Raw genomic sequence first — 22,035 nt, 5'->3', positions numbered from 1 at the left:
GAGGAAAAGCCTTTTTGAAAAAAGTAGAGACATAAAAAAACCACTCCGGTTGGGAGTGGTTCCTGATATATATTGGGTGAATTTATTTCTTCGAAGCGCGTTTCCGTTCGTTTTCATCCAGCAAAATTTTACGCAGTCGGATGGACTTAGGTGTCACTTCCACATACTCATCTTTCTGAATGTATTCGAGAGCTTCTTCCAAACTAAATCGGATGGGCGGTGCCAGACGTACTTTGTCGTCGGAACCGGATGCGCGCATGTTGGTCAACTTTTTCGATTTGGTGACATTGAGAACGATATCCCCCTCACGACTGTTTTCACCGACTACCTGGCCAGCGTAAATATCTTCCTGCGGGTCAATGAAGAAACGTCCGCGATCCTGTAGCTTATTCAACGCGTAAGCGAATGCAGTTCCGGTTTCCATGGCAATTAATGAACCGTTCAGTCGCGTTTCGATAGGACCTTTAAACAGGTCGTATTTATGGAAACGGTGCGACATCACAGCTTCGCCTTGGGTGGCTGTCAGCATGCCGGTACGCAGACCAATGATACCACGGGAAGGAATCTCGAATTCGAGGTGAATACGATCGCCTTTGCGTTCCATGTTCATCATCTCTCCCTTGCGGCGGGTGACCATATCCACAGCGGTTCCGCTCATTTCTTCCGGAAGGTCGATGTGCAGCAATTCGACCGGTTCGTGTTTCTCTCCGCCAATTTCGCGGAAGAGTACCTGCGGCTGTCCTACCTGCATTTCATAACCTTCGCGGCGCATGGTTTCAATCAAAACGGACAAGTGCAATACGCCCCGCCCGTGCACATTCCATGCATCGGCCGATTCGGTGGTTTCGACACGCAGTGCCAGGTTCTTTTCCAGCTCCTGCATCAACCGGTCGTGGATGTGGCGGCTGGTGACAAATTTTCCTTCTTTACCAAAGAACGGAGAGTTGTTGATGGTGAACAACATACTCATCGTGGGCTCGTCGACTGCAATCGGGTCGAGTGGCTCCGGGTTTTCGAAATCGCAAACTGTGTCGCCAATATCGAAACCGTCAATCCCGACCAAGGCACAAATATCGCCGTCCTGAACAGAATCTACTTTTTCGCGGCCCAGACCGGTGAATGTTTGCAGCTCTTTGATCTTCGTCCGGATAACTTTGCCGTCGCGCTTTACGAGCGAAACGTTCATGCCTTCTTTCAGCTCGCCCCGGTTAACCCGGCCAATGGCAATTCGTCCGACATATTTTGAATAGTCGAGCGAGGTGATGAGCATTTGCGGTGTTCCCTTGTTTTCGATGGGAGCAGGGATATGCTCTACAATCGCGTCAAGCAATGGGATAATATCGTCAGTTTTCTCTTTCCAGTCGGCACTCATCCAGCCCTGTTTGGCTGAACCGTATACGGTTGGGAAGTCGAGCTGTTTTTCTGTCGCGTCAAGCGAGAACATCAGGTCGAAAACTTCTTCCTGAACTTCTTCCGGACGGCAGTTGGGTTTGTCAACCTTGTTAATGACAACGATAGGTTTCAGCCCCAGCTGAATAGCTTTTTGTAACACGAAGCGGGTTTGCGGCATGGTTCCCTCAAAAGCGTCAACCAACAGCAAAACACCATCGGCCATGTTCAGTACACGCTCTACTTCGCCTCCAAAGTCGGAGTGACCAGGGGTATCGATGATGTTGATCTTAATATCCTTGTAAACAACTGAAACGTTTTTTGACAGAATGGTAATTCCCCGTTCCCGTTCCAAATCGTTGCTATCGAGGATCAGTTCGCCCGGTTTTTGGTTATCACGAAAGATCTTCGAATGAAGTATCATCTTGTCAACCAGCGTTGTTTTTCCGTGGTCGACGTGGGCAATAATGGCAATATTGCGAATGTTCTGCATCTTCAAAAATTTAGTCGGCAAATATAGGAATTTAATCCATGTACTATTTTGAGTCTGAAAGATTAAACCAAACCATAACATTCGCTTAAACCATATTGGAGGTATGGGTATTAAAAAAGGGGGCAAATGCCCCCTCTTAATGAAGTGTATTTTTAATCGGATTTATTCGACAGGAGTTGGTCCTTCAACCAGTTCGAAACTTGGGTCAGGTCCTGACTTGGTACACTGGAGAGTTACCGTGTACTTTCCGTAACTACCATCGTTCTCGTAAGAGTTGAATGAAATAACATACATCACATCCACACCACTTACCTGGGCAACGGCGTTGGGGAATTTAGCTTTCAACATCACAACAATACCTTCGACGACACGGTCCATGATCAGAGTACTTGCCTCCTCATCTGAAAGGCCATCGTATTCTGATTGGGCGAATTCGCCACTGTTCCGTTTCACAATACGAAGGTCGAAGTTGTTGTAAAACGAATTTGCACCGTAGTAGAATTCACCGGTTCCATAACTATCAACCAGGTTCTTCGTATCGGAATTGGCTTTCACCGCATCAACGATCAATTGAAAATCAGAAGAAGACATGGTGAATTTAACGGTCGGGTCGAAGATCCACTTGGAACCGATATTTATGAATTGGTCTGTTTTTACTTCCACTGGGTTGTAAAGGCTCCATGTTCCACTGATGAAATCATATTCGTCGGCATAAATTCTTACTCCACCTGAATAATACTTATAGACGACAGCCATTGTGTCATTCTCCTGGGCATAAGGATATTTTTGAGCCATGAATTGTGGCAGATAATCATTCGCAGGAGCTGAGCTGGAGAAGTTGTTGTAAGCTCCTGGTTCTCCCATTGCATCATAATCTGCATCACTCAAATAGACAACATTTGTCATCGCTACCCAGCTGGAACCATTGTATTTGTAATAGTCGCCTCTGCCATAAATTGTAGAAGCAGCTTTTAGTGAGGCATTTTTGGTACTAAGGACTTCCTCAAATACCGGGTTAGTACCTGCAGAAGTGCAGACAAAGACACGGGTAGGAGTGGCACTACTACTACCATCATATGTTTTGTATGTCACAGAATATTGCTTGTCGACTACTGCGTCGGCACCAATCTTAAGTTCCAGGAACTTGATCAATCCTTCGGTTAATCTCTCCTGTATGAGTGCTTCTGCATCGGCATCGGATAAACCACTGAATTCGGCATAGCCGGTTCTGTTTGAAAGACGAAGATCGAAGTTATCATAATAGTAGGATGCACCATAATAGTATTCAGAATTGTCGTAGTCCGGATCCATGTAAGCACTTAATGTTGGATCGTTTTTGACATAATTGACCAGCAGCTCATAGTCAGCTTTTTCCATGGTTAATACTTCCATGTTTTCAGAGAATGTAGGAGTATCGCCGGCGGCAGTGCAGATAAATGTAGCAGTTGGTGTTTCTGAGGTGGTTCCATCATAAGTTTTGTAGGTCACCTCATACTTCATTCCTTCGATAGCCTTTGCACCAAACTTCAACTGCAGCATTTTTATCAGGCCTTCTTTGAGCCTGCTAGCAATCAAAGCATTTGCTTCAGCATCTGTCAGACCTGCAAATTCCGGATAATCAGCTCGCTTGGAAATTCGGATATCGAAATTATTGTAATAGTACGAAGCACCATAATAATATTCAGAGTTATCGTAATTCGGATCCATGTATGAACTGAGATCCGGGTCGTTCATGACATAATTGACCAGCAATTCATAGTCGCTTGAACTCATCGTAAATGCCACTACTCCTTCTTCACCGGTGTAATCCGGGTCAGTATCAGAATATTCGTAGGTAACCAATCGGATATCTCCACTGGAAGCTCCTGAAACACCATTGTTTAAGATAGTCGGGAGATAATCTTCCGGAGGATTTGACGGAGAAAAATATTTAAATTCAGCAACTGCTCCACCAAATTGCATGTAGTCATCATCGCTGACACCATATTCCGGAGCAGATTTGATATCGTAAAGATATGCTTTTGGACCATTGGTGAAATTATAGCTCACTTTGGCTACCGAATTTTTTCCAAGAGCCGGGTGAAGTTCACTCATGAGTGCAGGAATGTAATCCGCAGCAAATCCTTCAGGAAGAGCCAAATCTTCAGCAATAGCATCAGCTATGGCTGAGTCTTGATGAGACGAAGCATTTTCCAATGCATAAGATGAGATGCTTGAATAATCAGCATCCGAGAGGGTGTATTCAAATTCTGCCGTAGGAGCTTCTTTCTGCTGATCCAACTGGTTATTGATATCTTCCATCGGATTACAGCCTGCCAGAGCAACGGCAATGATGATCAGAAATTTATATAACTTATTCATTCTTATCAGATTTTTCACGGTTAAATCATTCTATTCATAGATTAAAACCTGACTTTTAAACCAGTTGACCAGGTCCGGCCAAATCCGTACCATACCAGTGCTGAAGCAGCATCGTGGTTGGTTCCGTCTGTGGCATCGGTGATGTAAACATTGTCAAACAAGTTGTTCACATTTCCGTAGAGTGATGCATCGAAATTTCCGATTTTGAAACCATAGTTGATATTCAAATCGAAGAGGGCAGCATCGGGCATTTTCCATGCGTCTGAGCGGTCAGCTGCATCGGTACGGTTCGACGGGTCGAAGTCGGCGTAGTTACGTCCGTAGTAGTTCCAGTCGAGACCAATTTTCAGATCGGGCAATACTTCCATTTCTGCGCCAAAGGCTGCAGTCGTCTGAGCTGAGTTACCCACGTGGATACCGCTCAAATAAGCATTGTATGTTCCCTGGTATACATTGTTGTCATCGTATACGTCAAATGACACGTCGTTTTGCCATTTCCAGTCACCAACGGAAACCATACCGCGAAGGCTCAGTTTCGGAATCGGTTTGTAGTTACCTTCCAATTCAACTCCCTGGTGAAGCGCGTTCAAACCACTGATGTTTGAGCTAACTTGTCCGAGTGATACACGCAAACCTTTGTCCATCCAGTTGGTGCGATACACACCCAGTTTCACGTTCAGTTTGCTGCTGGTATATCCATAACCTACTTCCGTAGAAAGAACACGTTCGTATTTCGCGTCTTTATTGATGTCGTTTGTGTAGTTAGGATAAACGATGTTGTAGTAAGGAGTTCGCGTGAAGTAACCTCCGTTTACATATACATTGTGATGCTTGTTGATGTTGTAGTTGGCACCACCTTTTACACTCCATGGCATGAAGTTCACCCATCCTGACATCTGGTCACCGGGAGTATACTGAAAGTAGTCTTTCCGGTTGTATGACTGAGATGAGATAGAAGCCGACAGGAATGCTGAGAAGTTGTCTACTACGTATTCTGCTTGCGAGAAAACACCAATCCAACGAACAATACCGTCGTTGTGATAGGAGTAGTAATCACCTTTTTTCAGCGGGCTGTTTGCCGGCCGGTTGATGTTGACGTTGTCAATAAAGAATGCGCCACCCAGCAAATCATCCACCTGTTTGGCATGTTTACCAATGTAATAACGACCGTCTAAACCTGCAGTGATGTTGATGTTATTCACCTTGGTATTCAAAGTCGACAACATTCCGTACCATTGGTGCGAGTTCACACTCATACCGATGATGGCTTCAGAACCATTGAGCGATGCCTTATTGATATCCATTACGGCGTTGTAATCGTAGTAGCCTTCCGGTGTCAGTTTGGTTGTACCGTAGGGGCGGTCATTGCGATAGTCCCAGTTCAACATCTGGCTGCCGGTACCGTCCACACGACGTCCACCTCCGTTGGTAACAGAAGCATAAACTGCGGTTGAGAGGAAAGTCTCTTCGTTAATTTTGTAGTACCAGTTCAACGAAGCCTGTGGTTTATGGTATACGTTGTATCCGTAGGCACCACCATATACTTTACCATTGCGGTATCCGAAATCGCTGTTGTATTTGTATCCGTCTTGTACCGGATAGGGAATTTCGGGATTTTCGCCGCGGTAAGTGATAATTTTGTGCTGGTTACCGCGTTGATTGTGCCATTGAGGAGCTCCAAAGATGGTAAATGAAAGACGGTTGGCGTCGTTGATTTGTTTTGAAACGTTGAGGAAATAGGAATATCCGTCATAATTGGTTCCGCGAATATAGCCATCACCGTAGCTATGCGCTCCGGAAATAGTTACTGCCCAGCCATTTTCCAACAAACCGGTCGATGCGGTAAACATGTATTTATGCATGCCATCGTTTCCGATTCCGGCATACACCGAACCGCCTTTTTCAGCATCGGTACTACGGGTAATGATGTTGATGGTACCACCAACCGAAGACAGAGCCAGTTTGGAAGCTCCCAGACCACGCTGAACCTGCATGGTTTGTGTAACATCGGAAAGACCAGCCCAGTTTGACCAGTAAACTTTGCCATTTTCCATATCGTTCACCGGAACGCCGTTAATCAGCACCCCAATGTTATTGGAATCAAATCCACGAAGGTTGATACGTGAGTCACCATAACCTCCACCTTGCTTGGTTGCATAAACCGACGGTGTAGATTTCAAAATTTCGGGAAATTCCTGGTTACCCAGTTTTTCCTGAATCAATTGAGGCTGAATGGTGGAAAGAGCAACCGGAGTCTGGCGGTCGCGGGCGAAAGAGCTGACAACCAGAACCTCGTCGATACCTACCGTATTCGACTTTAGTTTTACGTTGCCCAGGTCGAGTACCTGACCATCTTTTACTGTTATTTCCTTCTCGGAAGGAATGTATCCGATGTAGGAAAATAACAGCGTTTGTTTGCCTGCAGGAACCTGCAGAGAAAAACTTCCATCAAAAAGAGAGGCTGTACCAATGGAGGTGCCCTTCACAACGGCTGCAGCACCCACCAGGTTTTCACCTGTTGATGAATCGACTAAAACTCCCTTTACGGTTCCTTGTCCAAAGGCTGTAACGGAGAATAGCGATAGAAAAGCTAAAAGGAAAACCCTAATAAATCTTGCTTTCATACTTTCTAGGTTAGATTACAAATTAACTTGTTGAATAATAAATATTTGAATAAATAAAAAAGAAATACAGGTATGTAGGGTAGGTAAAAAAGCATGTTCGGATAAAGAAAAAGGGAGATGTCCGCAAAAGGCTAAACCATACGGAACAGACGGTTTGACTACGGTTGTAGCAGGTTTGTTGGTCTTAGTTGGTTTCATAGGAAGGCCTAATATATTGAACTTTCCTTAATTAGTTTGGCATTTATGTTGCACAATATCTTATTCCTAAAATGAACATAACAAAGATGAGATTGATCTCTCATTCCAGAGTGTTATAAATGTTAAAAAATGTTTATGTTATCAGATACCTGTCTGTCTCCCAGTACTCTAATTTGGTCTAAATCTTAATAATATTATTTGAGTCCGGGCTATTAGTTTCATATGGAAAGTGAATTGATCGTTAAGATTATCAAAAGGGTTTTGGTGATTTGTTTATCAAGATTAAATTCGCCGACGATAAAAGTTATAAATCTAAGTAATCGGATTTACTGAATCTTATTTTTTCTGGCAACGTATCAAATGAAAATTTCCAGATTTCCTGATATGAGATTTTTACTTTCCCATCCCGGTAGGGTACTTCATCCTTACCCCGCAATGAACATCTTTATTCCACAATCACTTTTTAAATCCCTGCAGTATGGTGAGTTTTCACAACAGCGAAGAAAAATTTTTGGGAGTATTGTGTCTGTGTTTTTCTATAAGCAGCTGGTTGTGTGGCGAATAAATGTAGCCAAAATTATTGTTGTAACATGTTTGTAATTTTTGATTATCGTTCACTTAACAAATCGTTAATGGCAGCTTTCAGTTCGTCGATGGGCAAGACTATAATTTTACAGCGCGTTCAGGAACAGGTATTCGAACATCAAAATGTATCTATATACTAGCAACAAACACATAGTTTAACTGGAATTTTACTAATTAATATTTTATGAAAAAGTCAGTCTTTGCTGTCCTTCTCGGAATGATAATGGGGCTTTACTCATTTACCGCTTTTGGACAGGGAACAATTACCGGAAAGGTAGTTGACGCAGAAACAGGCGAGAGCCTGATTGGTGCCGCAGTCACTGTTAGTGGCACAACCATTGGAACGGCAACCGATTTCAATGGAAGCTATAAATTGCAGGTCCCTGCCGGAGAGCAAACCGTTGTATTCTCTTATATTGGCTATGAGCAAAAGAAGCAAACCGTATCGGTAAAAAATGGTGCGACAGTCGATATGAAAAAAGTTTCGCTGAAGAACGACGCAGTAGGTCTTTCTGAAGTGAATGTAATGGCCAACGTGGCAGTATCGCGTAAAACACCGGTTGCTGCTACTACGATTAATGCTAAAACCATCCAGTTGGAGCTCGGTTCTCAGGAATTTCCTGCAATCATGAAAATGACACCGAGTGTTTACACCAGTAATTTAGGTGGTGGTTATGGTGACTCCCGTATCAACGTTCGTGGTTTCGATCAGAAAAACGTTGCAGTATTGATCAACGGCATTCCGGTGAACGATATGGAAAACGGATGGGTGTACTGGTCAAACTGGGCTGGTCTGTCTGATGCTACCCGCATGATGCAGGTTCAGCGTGGTCTGGGTGCTTCGAAATTGGCTATCAGCTCTGTTGGAGGTACGTTGAACATTATCACCAAAACCACCGACGCTAAAAAAGGTGGATTTGCACAGTACGGAATGACCGATTATGGCCGCAAGAAGTACATGGTTGGACTTTCTACCGGTTTGATGGATAACGGATGGGCCGTTTCTTTCATTGGTAGCCGCACCGAAGGGACCGGCTATATCCAGTCTACCTGGGTAGATGCATGGTCATACTTTCTTTCGATTTCGAAGCAGCTGAACGACAAAAACCTGCTACAGTTTACTGCTATCGGTGCTCCGCAGAAACACGGACAGCGTCCGAACAATGAGTATTCTGCCATGACCGAAACGGTTCACGATGCCATGGGAACCAAATTCAACATGCGTTACGGTTACCTCGACGGTAAGAAAATGAACGAAAAAGAAAACTACTACCACAAGCCTCAGTTTGCCTTGAACTGGTACTGGGATATCAATGAGAATGCTAAATTGCAGACTTCTCTGTATGCCTCTGTTGGTCGTGGTGGTGGTTCCGGCTTGCTGGGACGTTACTATGGTCCTTTCCAGTACATGGGCGAAACCGTTCCCGGGTTCTACTACAAATATGACGTACCGAAAGTTGGTTTCGGAACTGATGGTTACGATATTAAGAATCCGATGGCACATGAAGATTTCAATATTTCACGTGCAGCCAACATCAATGCTGCTAACAACGGCGAAGGTGCTGTTCAGATTCTTCGTAACTCGGTTAACCAGCACAACTGGGAAGGTATTCTTTCTTCTTTGAATGCACACTTGGGTGAGAACCTGAACCTGGTTGCCGGCATCGACGGTCGTATTTACAAAGGTATTCACTACCGTGAAGTACGCGATCTGTTGGGCGCTAACTACTACGATGATTCTGGTCGGGGATACCTGTCTGGTAACGCGAGGGCAAAGGTTGGTGACAAAATTGCCTACTACGACGATGGTCTGGTTAACTACTTCGGTGGTTTCGGTCAGTTGGAGTATTCAAACGACATTTGGTCAGCTTTCGTTGCTGCAACACTCTCGAATACCTGGTACAAGCGTATCGACTATTTCACCTACGACAGCAACACGTATAATACCAATGGTTATAACGGTGAGCCGAACTACAAAGGCGTTAAAAGTCCGACTGAGAACCAGTTAGGATATAATGTAAAAGGTGGTGTTAACTGGAATGTTAGCCCGCGTTCGAACTTCTTCGTGAATGCAGGTTACTATGCTCGTGCACCTTACTTCGACTACGTATTTATTAACTATTCAAACGATGTAAATCCGGATTACACTACCGAGAAAATATCATCGATTGAAGCTGGTTACGGATACAAATCGAAAAAATTCGATGCACGCATCAACGCATACTACACGCAGTGGAACGACCGGTGGACCAATGGTTCTTATCGCTATACTATGCCTGACGGAACTTCTGCCAACCAGACTGTATATTTCAAAGGTCTGAACGAGTTGCACAAAGGTGTTGAGGCAGAGTTGAAATACAACCCGACTCACTGGTTGCGTTTGGCTGCCAACGGTTCGGTTAACGACTGGCACTATACAAAAGACGTGAACGTTGACATTTTCGACGACAGTCACGCAAAAGTAGGTTCTGCTACGCTGTATACGAAGGATCTGAAAGTGGCTGATGCACCGCAGACTCAGTTTGGATTGGCTGCTAAAGCAAATCTGACCAAGCAGATTGACTTGGGACTGAACTGGTTGTACAACGCTGATTTCTACGCAAAATTCTCTCCTGAGAAACGTACCGATCCGAATGATCGTCAGCAGTCATGGAAAATCCCGAACTACAACACATTGGATGCCCGTATCGGATATGCATTCAAACTTGGAGGTCTTGATTCTTATTTCAATGCCAACTGTTACAACGTATTCAATACGTCGTACATTGCCGATGCATGGGACCGCGGTTCAGGTGTTGGAAACCACACCCGCGACAACATGGTTGGTTTCTGGGGATTCGGACGTAACTTCAACTTCTCACTTCGTGTGAACTTCTAAGAAGTACCGAAAGACCAAATAATACACAAAAGGGTTGTCTTTTCAGGCAGCCCTTTTTATTTGTCTCTGTTTTTTCAATGCTGGTAATCATTACATTTACTTAGCAGGAAGATGAGTTGTTTGAACCAGTGGGAAAATTGATTGTATTAGTGGTATATAAATGTATCAAATGAAACAAAAAGTCGCTTTGGTATTGGGCAGCGGTGGCGCCCGGGGCTTAGCCCATATTGGAGTTATCGAGGAGCTGGAAGCCCGTGGTTATGAAATCAGCTCGGTTGCCGGCACATCGATGGGGGCCATGGTTGGCGGATTTTACGCTGCAGGCGTATTGGAACCGTTTGCCAAACGAATGTGTAAGCTCACCATGCGCGATTTGTGGCATTACATGGATTTGACCATCAGCAGTCGGGGATTTGTGAAGGGCGACCGGATATTCAAGACCATCCACGAAGAATTTACCCATGATGTGAATATTGAAGATTTAGATATTCCGTTTACCGCCGTTGCGACCGATTTGGTCAGTCATCAACTGGAGGTATTCGACAAAGGTTCGCTGTTTACAGCAGTTCGCGCTTCCATCTCGGTGCCCGATGTTTTTACGCCGGTAGAGGTGGGCAAAAAAAGACTGGTCGACGGAGCGGTGATATCGCCTATCCCGATTCCTTACGTGAAGCGGCAGAAAGACGACATCCTGGTGGTTGTTAACCTTTCGGGAGATGACAAGAGTTATGAGGAGCAATCGAAGAAAATGCTTCGGAAATCGGGTAAGGAAATAAAAAAGAAGGAAGAGGAAAAGCAGACGCTTCACCAGAAGCTGGCCCAGTTTTTCACTTTCCAGATGCCCGGCATCAAGTTCGATTACCTGGAAACCATGGGGAAAACAATCGAGTTGATGCAGCGCGAAATTGCAGCGTTGACGATTCGGAATCACCAACCCGATATTGTGATTGACATCCCGTTTCAGTTGGCCACGCCCTGGGAATTCGAGCGTTCGGCCGAAATCCGGGCAGCCGGAAGAGAAATTGCCGTATCAGCACTGGATGCATGGGAAGAAAAACGCCTGATTAAATCGGCTGGATAGTAATTTTTTCTGCCGTTCCGGAATGGTCCGGCGGTGCTGTTACACTCGCATTTCGTTTGCAGATAAATTCTTACCTTTGCCTCCGTTATTTTGCCTCGTGGCATCCAAACATAACCGTTTAAAGATTGAGAGAGGAATGGAAGAAGTAGCAATCCGGCAAATGCTGGAGGATAAAGGGTTTATCGACGAACCTGTTTCCCCGCAGGTCAACCTGGTTGAAGAGATTCAGCGATTGAAGCGGGAAAAGAATGCGGTCATTCTGGGACATTTCTATATCACTCCTGAGTTACAGGATATTTCCGATTTTTTGGGCGATTCACTGGCTTTGGCCAGGAAAGCACAGGAGACTGACGCTGACGTCATCGTTTTCCTGGGCGTTCATTTTATGGCCGAAACGGCCAAGATTCTGAATCCTGATAAGAAAGTAATCATACCGGACCTGAAAGCCGGTTGTTCGCTGGCCGAATCGGCACCCAAAGAGGCTTTCGCCAAATTCAAGGCCGAACATCCCGACCATAAAGTGATTTCGTACATCAACTGTACAGCCGACATCAAAACACTCTCCGATGTGATTGTTACTTCGTCGAACGCGAAGAAGATTGTCGATTCGTTCCCGGAAGATGCCAAACTCATCTTTGCACCGGATAAGAATTTAGGCAATTACCTGAACTCGCAAACAGGTCGCGATATGGTATTGTGGGATGGAGCTTGCATGGTACATGAAAAATATTCGCTGGAGCGGATTTTGGAGCTGATGGACGAAAATCCGGATGCAGAGTTCATTGCTCATCCCGAGTGCGAAAAACCGGTGCTGATGGTCGCCAAATACGTGGGCTCAACGACAGCACTGCTCAACTACGTTCAGCAGCACGAGGCGAAAAAGTTTATTGTGGCTACCGAAAGCGGTATTCTGCACCAGATGCAGAAAGCCTGCCCCGATAAAGTATTCATTCCGGCTCCATCCATCGACTCGACGTGTGGTTGCAACGATTGTACCTACATGAAGCTGAATACGGTTCAGAAGCTGTACCTGGCGCTGAAACACGAGCGTCCGGAAATTAACCTGGATGCTGACACCATCGAAAAAGCCAAAGCGCCCATTCTGCGGATGTTGGAGCTTTCGTAATAGATTCCCGTTACGACAAAAAAGCCATCTACAAATGGTAGATGGTTCCCGTCAGGAAAAAAGGGTCGTCTACAAACGGTAGATGGTCCCCGTCAGGAAAAAAGAGCAGTCTACGAGCGGTAGATGGTTCCCGCCAGGAAGAAAGAGCGATCTGCGAGCGGCAGATTGTTCCCGCAATGAATCGCCAGTCATCTTCAGACGGCAGATTGACCTTTCCCCGATGCGAAAGTAGAGAACAAGCTTTCAGGCATAAAAAAACCGTCTTCCCGGTAGGGAAAACGGTTGAAAGCCAGTTGGAGCTGACTCTTATTTTTTATTCAATTACTTCAGTCCATCCGTAAGGATCCGGTTCGGTTCCGTACTGAATGGCGCGAAGTTTATCGTACAGTTTTTGACTGACTGTGCCCGGTTCTTTTCCGTACGTATATTCCTTATCGATATCGGCGTCGTAAACCCGTTTGATGGGCGAAATAACAGCTGCCGTACCGCAAGCTCCCACTTCCTCGAACTCGGCCAGTTCTTCTACCGGAATTTTCCGTTCTTCTACGGTCATTCCCATATCAGCAGCCAGCTGACGAAGACTCATGTTCGTTATGGATGGCAGAATAGAAGTGGATTTCGGCGTAACATAGGTATTGTTTTTAATACCGAAGAAGTTGGCTGGTCCGCACTCGTCGAGGTATTTTTTCTCTTTGGCATCGAGATAAAGTACGGCGGAGTATCCTTCTTTATGCGCGCGGGTTCCGGCCTGCAGACTGGCAGCGTAGTTTCCACCCACTTTATAAATACCGGTTCCGTGAGGTGCAGCCCGGTCATATTCACGATAGATAACCAAATCAGTCGGTTTAAAGCCTTCTTTAAAGTAAGGGCCTACCGGCATCACAAATACCATGAAAAGGTATTCTTCCGCAGGTTTTACGCCAATTTGCGGTCCCGTACCAATCAGTAACGGACGAATATAAAGTGATGCTCCTGATTCGAACGGAGGCACGTATTCTTCGTTCATCTTAACCGCTTTCCGGATAGCGTCCATGAAAAGGTCTTCCGGAACCGGAGCCATCATGATTCCGTTGGCGGAATTGCGCAGACGCTTGGCATTTTCATCCATGCGGAAAACGCGTACTTTGTTGTCTTTTCCACGAAAAGCTTTCAGTCCTTCAAATGCTTCCTGGCCGTAATGCAGTGCGGTGGCTGCCATGTGCATGGTTACCTGTTCCGAATCGGATACCTCCAGTTCGCCCCATTTTCCATTGCGATACCAGCACCGGATATTGTAATCGGCTTTCCGGTAGCCGAATCCTAAATTTTTCCAGTCGATAGTTTCCATATGATGCGTAATTATATTATTCAATATATCAATTCCCGGCTTGGGAATGATGTATAAACTAAGGTAAAATTACAGGAAAATAAAATGATTTTCTTCCCAATTCCCGAGTCACAGGTCTTAATTTCAGACCAGATGCGAAGATAGCTAATTTTAAATGGATAGTCGCCTGAATTCAATTAATCATCGTAACGGCTTTTTGAATTCGAGATTCATATTCGGAGGGAATTATTGGTGATAATTTTATAAGAATAATTCATAATATTATATTTACCAATAACACCAACCAAACGGTTTATCGCTCATGACAAAATCGGATTTAATGTTGAATAACATGCCAGTTGAGCCTGAAAATCAGGAGACCTGTAAGAATTGCGGAACAACTTTTCAGGGGCATTATTGCCCGGAATGCGGACAATCAGTTCGTGATTTTCAGAAACCTTTTGGGATGGTAGCTATCGATTTTCTGGGGAATGTAGCCGCATTCGATACCCGTTTATGGCATACCATCAAGCCACTTTTTCTCCAACCCGGAAGATTGACGAAAGAATTTCTGGCCGGAAAAAGGGTGCGTTATGTTCCGCCATTCCGGTTGTTGTTTTTCTTCAGTTTTGTATTCTTTTTATTGCTGAGCTTTCATTACCGGGGAGTTCTCCGAACACATCTCAAAGACGCAGACAAAGTCGAAAAACAGCTCAGTAGCCGGGGACTACCGGTCGATTCGTTGCAGAATAAAGCCGCGGAGAAGATGAAGACGCATGGCGACATACTGAAGGAAGTTTCGAAACAGATGGAAGCCGCGAAAGATATCGTTAGGAGCTCGTCAGAGGAGAGAGTCTTTCAGAAGGTTTCGATGTTGTTGAAATATCCGGAGGTATTTATCTCTAAGTTGTTGCAGACGACTTCCTGGCTGGTGTTTTTGTTGATACCGGTGTTTGCTCTTTTGATGAGTTTGTTTTTCAGGAAGACGCATCCGTATTACATCAATCATTTGATTTTCACGGTGCATTTTCATGCCTTTCTGTACCTGGCGGGGATTGTTGCATTACTCGGAATTTGGGTGGCCGGCCCTAAGCTTGACGGATACATTACGCTATTGCTTTTCGCAGGAGCCGGAGTTTATTTCTTCCTGGCCATTCGGAAATTCTATCAACGGAGTTGGTGGGTAACCGTCAAACGGTTTATATGGGTTTCCTTCTTCTATTTCATCTCATTAATGGTCATGCTTTCGGCAGCGGTCTATATTTCCTTCAGGTTTCTGTAATCAGGCTTTAAGCTCCACGAAGTAGCCGTTGTGAGCACGGACATTGAAAACCCGATCATCATCGAAGATGAGGTATTGTCCTTTGATGCCACTGAGCTCACCTTCCACCTGGTGTGTTTTATCGAGCGAAATGCTTTTAATCTTATCAGGAAATTTTTCTACAGGATAGGTGAGCGACATGATTTCATGTTCGTCGCTGAGGTACTTTCGGAGCTCTTCCGGCAGTAGCGTTGCAACGCGTTCCTTCTCGTCAGCCAAATCGATCGATTCATCCACTTCGTTGCGTAGCATGGCGCGCCAGTTGGTTTTGTCGTTCAGGTAGTTTTTTAGATACGATTCAATCACGCCGGCGATGTGCCGGTTGGGCGTTTTGGCCAGTTTGATGGCGTAACTGGCGCCCTGGTCAATCCAACGGGTAGGCACCTGGTGATAGCGGGTCACACCTACTTTGAGTGCGTCCGTTACGGCCAGGTAGACGTAATGGTCAATCAAATCATGTTTTTGTGCCCATTCCAAATCGCGTGCAATTCCCAGGTGGGAACGCGACAATTCCGGCCGCATCACGCTGGGATCGGCCTCGGGAGCGGTTTGGAAACATTGGTAGCAAAAACCCTGTCCGAAGGAACGCTTGGTCTTCTTACCGCAATGGATACAATTGATTTGCCCCGAAAAACTGATGGTCAGTTGATTTCCAATCAAGTCGTTCATGGCAATAACCTCTTCGCCAAGGGGTAAAAAATAACGGACGGGACTTTCCGCTTCCGTTCTCATCTTAATCAGGTTTCCTTCGTGCTGCATGGTGAAGATTTGCTACAATTTTGTGATGTTAAAGGTAACGGAAAAATCTTCGAAGAGTTTAACGAACTTTGGATGAACTACCGACTTTTTCGGGTCCATTTTATTCGGTGACCAATCGTCCACGCTATGTAATCGGCGTTGGAAAACTGAGTAGCCCGCAGGCCTATAGCCGCAAATGTATTTTTATGGAAGAAAAACTTCAGGCCAACTACCTGGTAGAGTTTGTGCCCGTCCTCGTTGTCGTTTTTCCGGATAACGTAATATCCCAGTTGAGTCCAGACGGCAAATCGGTTCAAATAGAATTCGGCTGAGCCGAAAAATCCCAGGCTGATTCCATCCCAGAAATTCCCATGTACTTTGTACGGATTATTCTGCTCGTCGAAAGCCAGGGTGGTATTAAAAGTTTCGTCGTACACTACGTCGGTACCAAAGCCCGCTTTTACAATATGGCTAACCGGTCTTTGGAAATTCAGGCTCAGGTTGCAGGCATTGAATAATTTGTCATTCCACGGAGAAACTCCGGGCATCTTCGATATATCGAGTTGCAATTGCTTGACACCATACCCTACGGCCAAGTTGGTCTCCCAGATTTTCGAAATAGGGGCAGGAGGCTGCCACTTGAACTCCGGTCGTTCGTTGAACTGGTAGTTCAGCTGCACAAACGGAGCGACCAGGTTGATGCCTTTGTTGGGCTTTTTCAGCGAACCGTTGGAGAAGTGGTTGAACTGACCGCCAGCAACCAATTCAAAATGTTTGGAAAGGGGAACGGATACGTTGGTACCAAACTCAATGTACACTGTTTCCTTTGAACCAATCACGGTGTTGAATGGATTGGTAACAGGGTCGTACGGTTTCCAGTTGTAAGTAAGGCCCAACCCAACCGTGTAGTTTAATGCCACTTTATTGAATCGTTTAAACGGCCCCCTGAAAAATCCATAGAGAGCAACGGGCTTACCCAGTTCACCACTTTCGCCTGGGTAAGTTGCTGTATAAAATCCAATCCCGTATGCCGGATAACCGTAATATTGTTCCCATTCGCGGTCGCCATAGGATTGCCAGCCCAGGATGATGGTTCCCGAATAATTGTGGTCAATTGGGGCAGAGTTCTCATTATAGCCCCTAAAGAAGTTGGATGTCTGCATGACAAATCCCGGGGCATATTTCAACCCAATGAACAGGTGCTTTTGAACCTTCGCCCGTAGTGTATCGCCAAGTAGCCCTTTTCCATAGAGTTGAACGGATATCAACAAGAAAAGGAGCACGATGAATTTCTTCATTGTGAATGATTTGGGATAAACATTCTAAATTTCTTGTCGGTAATGTCAAGCAGGATAAGAAGACTAAAAATAGGAAATAAACTTGGGAAATTAAGCTGATTGGTGTAGCGGAAAAGACAGTTTTTAGAAAAAACTAAATATGTTTTTTTACCAACGCTACGAGTTCTTTCGGGAGATAGGGTTTGAGAAGGAAATCATCGAAAATGGACTGTTGTTTTGATGAATTTTGATGATTGAGTTGCTGCGCACTTTGACCAATGACTAGAATTCCCGGGCATTTCTCTTTTATCAGACGGGCCGTTTCTGCTCCATCTATTCCCGGTAGGTTTAGATCCATAAGAACGAGCCGGATGGAGGAGTCCTCGGCGCAGATTTTAATGGCTGATTCGCCGTCTTTAACAAAGATGACCTCCGCACTCACTTCTTTCAACGCCTCTTTAATCAGAAGGGTGGAGGCGTGCTCGTCTTCTACAATCAGAATGGCTGGGTTTTCGGTTTTAACAGAAGAGACGTTATTCTTTTTCGGTGCAAACGTTGCCTTATCGGGATGATTGGTTTGAGCCGGAATACAAATGTGGAACACGGAACCTTTTCCGTGTTCCGATTCGAGTTTCAGTGAGCCACCCAGAAGTTCAGTTAAGCCAAGGGAAATGGTCAATCCCAGTCCGGTTCCTCCGTATTTCCGGGTCGTCGAATCGTCTACCTGGCGGAATCGCTCGAAAATGGCTTTTTGGTCTTCAGGAGCAATGCCTATTCCTGTGTCAGCGATAGAGAAACAAACTTCGCCATTTTCAACGGAGGAGCTGATGCTGATTTCACCCTCCTGCGTAAATTTTATTGCATTCCCGGTGATGTTGATGAGGATCTGCTTCAGTTTGGCTTCGTCTGTATAAATATGTGCTTTGTCTTTCGGAAGAAGATTCTTGATGGTCAGTTCTATCCCTTTGTCATCGGCCTGAAGCGCGAACAGGTCGTAAATGTCGGATATCACCTTGTTTAAATCGGTTTCCTGACGGATAATTTTTAGTTGTCCGGTTTCCAATCGGGATATATCTAAAACGTTGTTGACAATCACCAGCAGCATTTCCGCATTTTCGGCAATAATACGGCTGTACCATTTCCGTCGTTCATCCGGAAGTTCGTCGTTTCCCAGTAGCTCGGCAAAGCCGATGATGCTGTTCATGGGCGTTCGTATCTCGTGGGAGATGTTGGCGAGGAATACTGACTTCAGGCGCTCGCTTTGCTCGGCATACTGCTTTGCAGTTAGAATGTCTTTCTCGACCTTTTTCTCATCGATAATATCTTTAACGATCACCCAGATTTCCTCGCTATCACCCGTTGGAGCCGGCATTTTGTAGGCCATTAGCGACACGGGGACTTTTTGCCCTGCAGCATTCAGCAGCTCGATGTCGATGATATCGGTGTAGCCTCTTTCGTCGATGGCCGATAGAAGCTGGTGACACCCCATCGGGCAGAGTTCACGGTAGTGTTTACCAATTAGCTGTTCAGAGCTAAACTGGAGCATATTAAGAAAAGCTGGGTTGGTCCCTTTTATATTCCCGGCTGCGTCGAGCCAGGCGAAACCCTCGCGAATATTTTTATACAACCCGAGAAAACGCTTTTGACTCGAACGTTTTTCATTTTGAAATTGGCGGATCGTTTCGAGGCTCTCGGAGAGTTCGTCATTTCGTAAACGTAACAAATCTTCAACAGCATTCCGCTTTCGGATTTCCTGCCGGATAAGAAAAAAGATGAGTAGGGCAGTGGAGATAACAAAAAACCAACCTTTGTAATTTTGCAGACGGGTGAGATCTTCGGCAGTTTGCCCGAACATGAGTATCGCTTCGTCGGAGAGCGTAATCCAAAGAATACCAACGATTAGGTAGATAATGGTGATGCGCACCTCAGTTTTTCCCCTCACCTTGCGCTTTTCATTGGTTGGTTGCTGCATACATTCACTAAACTGGTTAAGACGTCTTTAACCCAACATTTAATTCCGGTTACCCAATCCGTTGATTCGCGTTTCCCCAATAGACTGCAAACCTGGAGTATTCGGGTAATATTGTTTGTTTAAAAGTTTATCGTCTTGACGCATTGAAATTTAGATGATCTGACAAAGACTAAAGTTTAACAGTCAGATGTGGCTAAATGTTTATCAGCCAACGGTAACAATGCTGAGGCGAAGTAAGGAAAACTTTTCTATTATAAATGATTTTGCTGTTAAAAAGATAAACAAAACTAAATTTTAGTTGTATTCTTAGAAACAACAATACAGCGATATCGAACGCTAATATTATCTGATTAAACCTGTTACTCATGTCGTTGATCTGGATTGTCGGTTTGGTTTTTTTCCTGGCATTTCTTGCCCCTTTTATCGACAAAAGGCTGGGTAAGGTCTCAGGCTACCTGTATGCCTTGCTACCGGCTGCCCTGTTTGTGTTATTAATCAGATTGCTTCCAGCTATCATCGATCGCCATTTCATTGTCCGGTCAATCGATTGGTTTCCATTGCTGCACGTCCGTTTATCCTTTTATCTCGATGGGCTCAGTTTGCTTTTCGGTTTACTGATAACCGGAATGGGAACATTGGTATTGATCTATTCGGGGTACTATATGCAACATTATCCCATGCGGGGAAGATTCTATTTCTACATTCTTCTTTTCATGGGAGCGATGCTGGGGCTGGTCCTTGCGAATAACCTGATAACGCTGTTTGTTTTCTGGGAAATTACCAGTTTTTCTTCGTTTCTGCTCATTGGTTTTAACCATGAGCGACCGGAAGCCCGGGCAGCGGCTTTGCAGGCATTGTTGATTACCGGCTTTGGTGGTTTGGCCATGTTGGCAGGATTTGTTTTGCTGGGCAATGTTGGCGGAAGTTACGAGTTGACGGACTTGTTGCAAAACGGTGCGGTGGTGAAGAGCAGTAAAATGTATGTGCCGCTGGTGCTTTTGATAATGGTAGGAGCTTTTACCAAATCGGCGCAGTTCCCGTTTCACTTTTGGCTTCCGGGTGCTATGGAAGCTCCGACGCCTGTGAGCGCTTACCTGCACTCGGCCACCATGGTGAAAGCCGGAATTTATCTGTTGGCCAGGCTTCAGCCGATTCTTGGCGGCACGGACTTGTGGCAATTTTCGCTTGGCCTCGCCGGAGCAATGACCATGTTGGTCGGAGCCTATTTCGCGTTTACGCAAACCGATTTGAAAAAGATATTGGCTTACACCACTATCAGTGCGCTTGGAATGTTGGTGTTGTTGGTCGGAATGGGAACAGAGCTCGCCATTACAGCAATGGTGATTTTTCTGATTGTCCACTCTTTGTATAAGGGGGCATTGTTCATGATAGCCGGCGCTATCGATAAAACCGTCGGTACGCGTGACATTCGTCACCTGGGAGGCATGTGGCCGGTGATGCCGATAGCGGCTGTCGCCACCTTTCTGACACTATTCTCAATGGCGGGACTTCCTCCTTTCCTCGGATTTATTGGAAAAGAAGTGATTTACGACGCCAAGGTGCAGGCCCCTCAGATTGCGGTGTACCTGGCCATCCTGGCGGTTACCGCGAATATATTTATGGTGGCGGTAGCCTTCCTTTTCGGTCATGGTGTATTCTTCGGTAAGCGAAAAGACCCGCCGAAAATTCCAAAGGAACCCGCTATTCCACTGCTGATTGGTCCGGCGGTTCTTTCGGTGACCAGTTTGTTTATGGGGATTTATCCGGCTATCATCACACAGCCGTTGGTGATGCCGGCAATTGATGCGGTGAATGCTAGTCCGGTTGACCTTCATATGAAATTGTGGCATGGCCTGAACCTGGTCTTCCTGCTAAGTGTAATCACCATTACGTTGGGACTGACGCTGTTTTTCTTCCGGAAACGGGCGACCAAAGCCTTACGGAAGTTTAACCAACGCTATTTCAAAATCGAGTTCACCGATCTGTTCCGCAGATTGGTGGAAAACTTTCTTTCATTTACGAAACGGCACACCGAAGTGGTTCAGCACGGCTACCACCGCTTCTACCTGATGTTGATTTTCATAGTCTCGTCGTTGCTGGTATGGTACCAGCTTTATCATACGCGTGGTTGGGGCTTTCAGGCCAACTGGGAAGAAATTCCGTTTTACCTTCTCGGAATCAGTTTGCTGATTATTACTTCCGCAATCGGAGCGGTATTTACGCGATCGCGGCTGGTGGCTATTGTACTTCTCGGCGTTATCGGCTATGCCATGGCTTTCATCTTTATTCTATACGGAGCCGTGGACGTGGCCATTACACTTATTCTGGTGGAAACCCTTATCCTGGTGCTGTTTGTGATGGTGATTTACCATCTGCCGGGTTACATGCCCAAATATTCCAGGCCGGCCAGCCGGATTCGTGACGGCGTGATTGCCATTGTTTTTGGTGGCTTTATGACCGCTCTGGTATTGAAAGCAGAGTTCATCAAACTCAGTCCGCCCATTAGTGATTACTTCCTAAAGGAGGCCTTCACGAAGGGCCATGGCCGGAACATCGTGAATGTGATTCTGGTCGATTTCCGTGGGTTGGATACAATGGGCGAAACCGTTGTACTCGTGATTGCTGCCATTGGCGTGATTTCGTTGTTGAAGTTGAAACCGAAAAAGAAGGAGGAGGAAGAATGAGC

Annotated in this window: 12 protein-coding genes; 5 read left to right on the top strand and 7 right to left on the bottom strand. The window is 45.4% G+C overall.

The genetic code is table 11. From position 1 onward, the window contains the following. Positions 1-82: 82 nt before the first annotated feature. The 3 genes from typA to CLV93_RS03980 form a co-directional block, all read right to left on the bottom strand. Positions 83-1,882 carry a translational GTPase TypA gene (typA, locus tag CLV93_RS03990; protein ID WP_106540888.1) on the bottom strand — a complete coding sequence of 600 codons (1,800 nt, stop codon included), beginning with the start codon at positions 1,880-1,882 and terminating at the stop codon, positions 83-85. Positions 1,883-2,044: 162 nt separating this feature from the next. Then, on the bottom strand, positions 2,045-4,243 hold the full coding sequence (locus tag CLV93_RS03985; protein ID WP_106540887.1) for a hypothetical protein: 2,199 nt from the start codon (positions 4,241-4,243) through the stop codon (positions 2,045-2,047). Positions 4,244-4,284: 41 nt separating this feature from the next. After that, on the bottom strand, positions 4,285-6,867 hold the full coding sequence (locus CLV93_RS03980; RefSeq protein WP_106540886.1) for a TonB-dependent receptor: 2,583 nt from the start codon (positions 6,865-6,867) through the stop codon (positions 4,285-4,287). Positions 6,868-7,834: 967 nt separating this feature from the next. On the opposite strand from CLV93_RS03980, the gene CLV93_RS03970 reads away from it, so the two are divergent. The 3 genes from CLV93_RS03970 to nadA all read left to right on the top strand — a co-directional run bounded on the left by CLV93_RS03970 (position 7,835) and on the right by nadA (position 12,735). Next, on the top strand, positions 7,835-10,528 hold the full coding sequence (locus tag CLV93_RS03970; protein ID WP_106540884.1) for a TonB-dependent receptor: 2,694 nt from the start codon (positions 7,835-7,837) through the stop codon (positions 10,526-10,528). Between the two features lie 169 nt (positions 10,529-10,697). After that, positions 10,698-11,609, top strand: coding sequence for a patatin-like phospholipase family protein (locus CLV93_RS03965; RefSeq protein ID WP_170108859.1), 912 nt, complete (start codon positions 10,698-10,700; stop codon positions 11,607-11,609). A gap of 136 nt (positions 11,610-11,745) precedes the next feature. After that, positions 11,746-12,735, top strand: a complete 990-nt coding sequence (nadA, locus tag CLV93_RS03960; RefSeq protein WP_106540882.1) for a quinolinate synthase NadA — start codon at positions 11,746-11,748, stop codon at positions 12,733-12,735. A gap of 313 nt (positions 12,736-13,048) precedes the next feature. Here the strand turns inward: nadA and CLV93_RS03955 are convergent, their stop codons facing one another. After that, on the bottom strand, positions 13,049-14,062 hold the full coding sequence (locus tag CLV93_RS03955; RefSeq protein ID WP_106540881.1) for a branched-chain amino acid aminotransferase: 1,014 nt from the start codon (positions 14,060-14,062) through the stop codon (positions 13,049-13,051). A 319-nt stretch (positions 14,063-14,381) separates the two neighbouring features. Between CLV93_RS03955 and CLV93_RS03950 the strand changes: the two genes are divergently transcribed. Beyond that, entirely contained in the window at positions 14,382-15,323 is a 942-nt protein-coding gene (locus CLV93_RS03950; protein WP_170108858.1) for a DUF3667 domain-containing protein, read from the top strand. Here the strand turns inward: CLV93_RS03950 and CLV93_RS03945 are convergent, their stop codons facing one another. From CLV93_RS03945 to CLV93_RS03935, 3 genes are all read right to left on the bottom strand, one after another. Continuing rightward, positions 15,324-16,121, bottom strand: coding sequence for a DUF2797 domain-containing protein (locus tag CLV93_RS03945; RefSeq protein WP_106540879.1), 798 nt, complete (start codon positions 16,119-16,121; stop codon positions 15,324-15,326). 77 nt (positions 16,122-16,198) lie between these two features. Continuing rightward, positions 16,199-17,398: an acyloxyacyl hydrolase gene (locus tag CLV93_RS03940; protein ID WP_106540878.1), complete on the bottom strand. Its 1,200-nt coding sequence runs from the start codon at positions 17,396-17,398 to the stop codon at positions 16,199-16,201. A 133-nt stretch (positions 17,399-17,531) separates the two neighbouring features. Next, positions 17,532-19,349 carry a PAS domain-containing hybrid sensor histidine kinase/response regulator gene (locus CLV93_RS03935; protein ID WP_106540877.1) on the bottom strand — a complete coding sequence of 606 codons (1,818 nt, stop codon included), beginning with the start codon at positions 19,347-19,349 and terminating at the stop codon, positions 17,532-17,534. A gap of 365 nt (positions 19,350-19,714) precedes the next feature. On the opposite strand from CLV93_RS03935, the gene CLV93_RS03930 reads away from it, so the two are divergent. After that, a complete protein-coding gene (locus CLV93_RS03930; protein WP_106540876.1) occupies positions 19,715-22,033 on the top strand; it encodes a putative monovalent cation/H+ antiporter subunit A in 2,319 nt (772 codons plus the stop codon). Positions 22,034-22,035: the final 2 nt, after the last annotated feature.

Origin of the sequence: Prolixibacter denitrificans (assembly GCF_003014495.1) — a bacterium.
In the GTDB taxonomy this organism is placed as follows: Bacteria; Bacteroidota; Bacteroidia; order Bacteroidales; family Prolixibacteraceae; genus Prolixibacter; species Prolixibacter denitrificans.
Note: the sequence above shows the minus strand (reverse complement) of the source record. Positions and strands in the feature narration are given on the sequence as shown.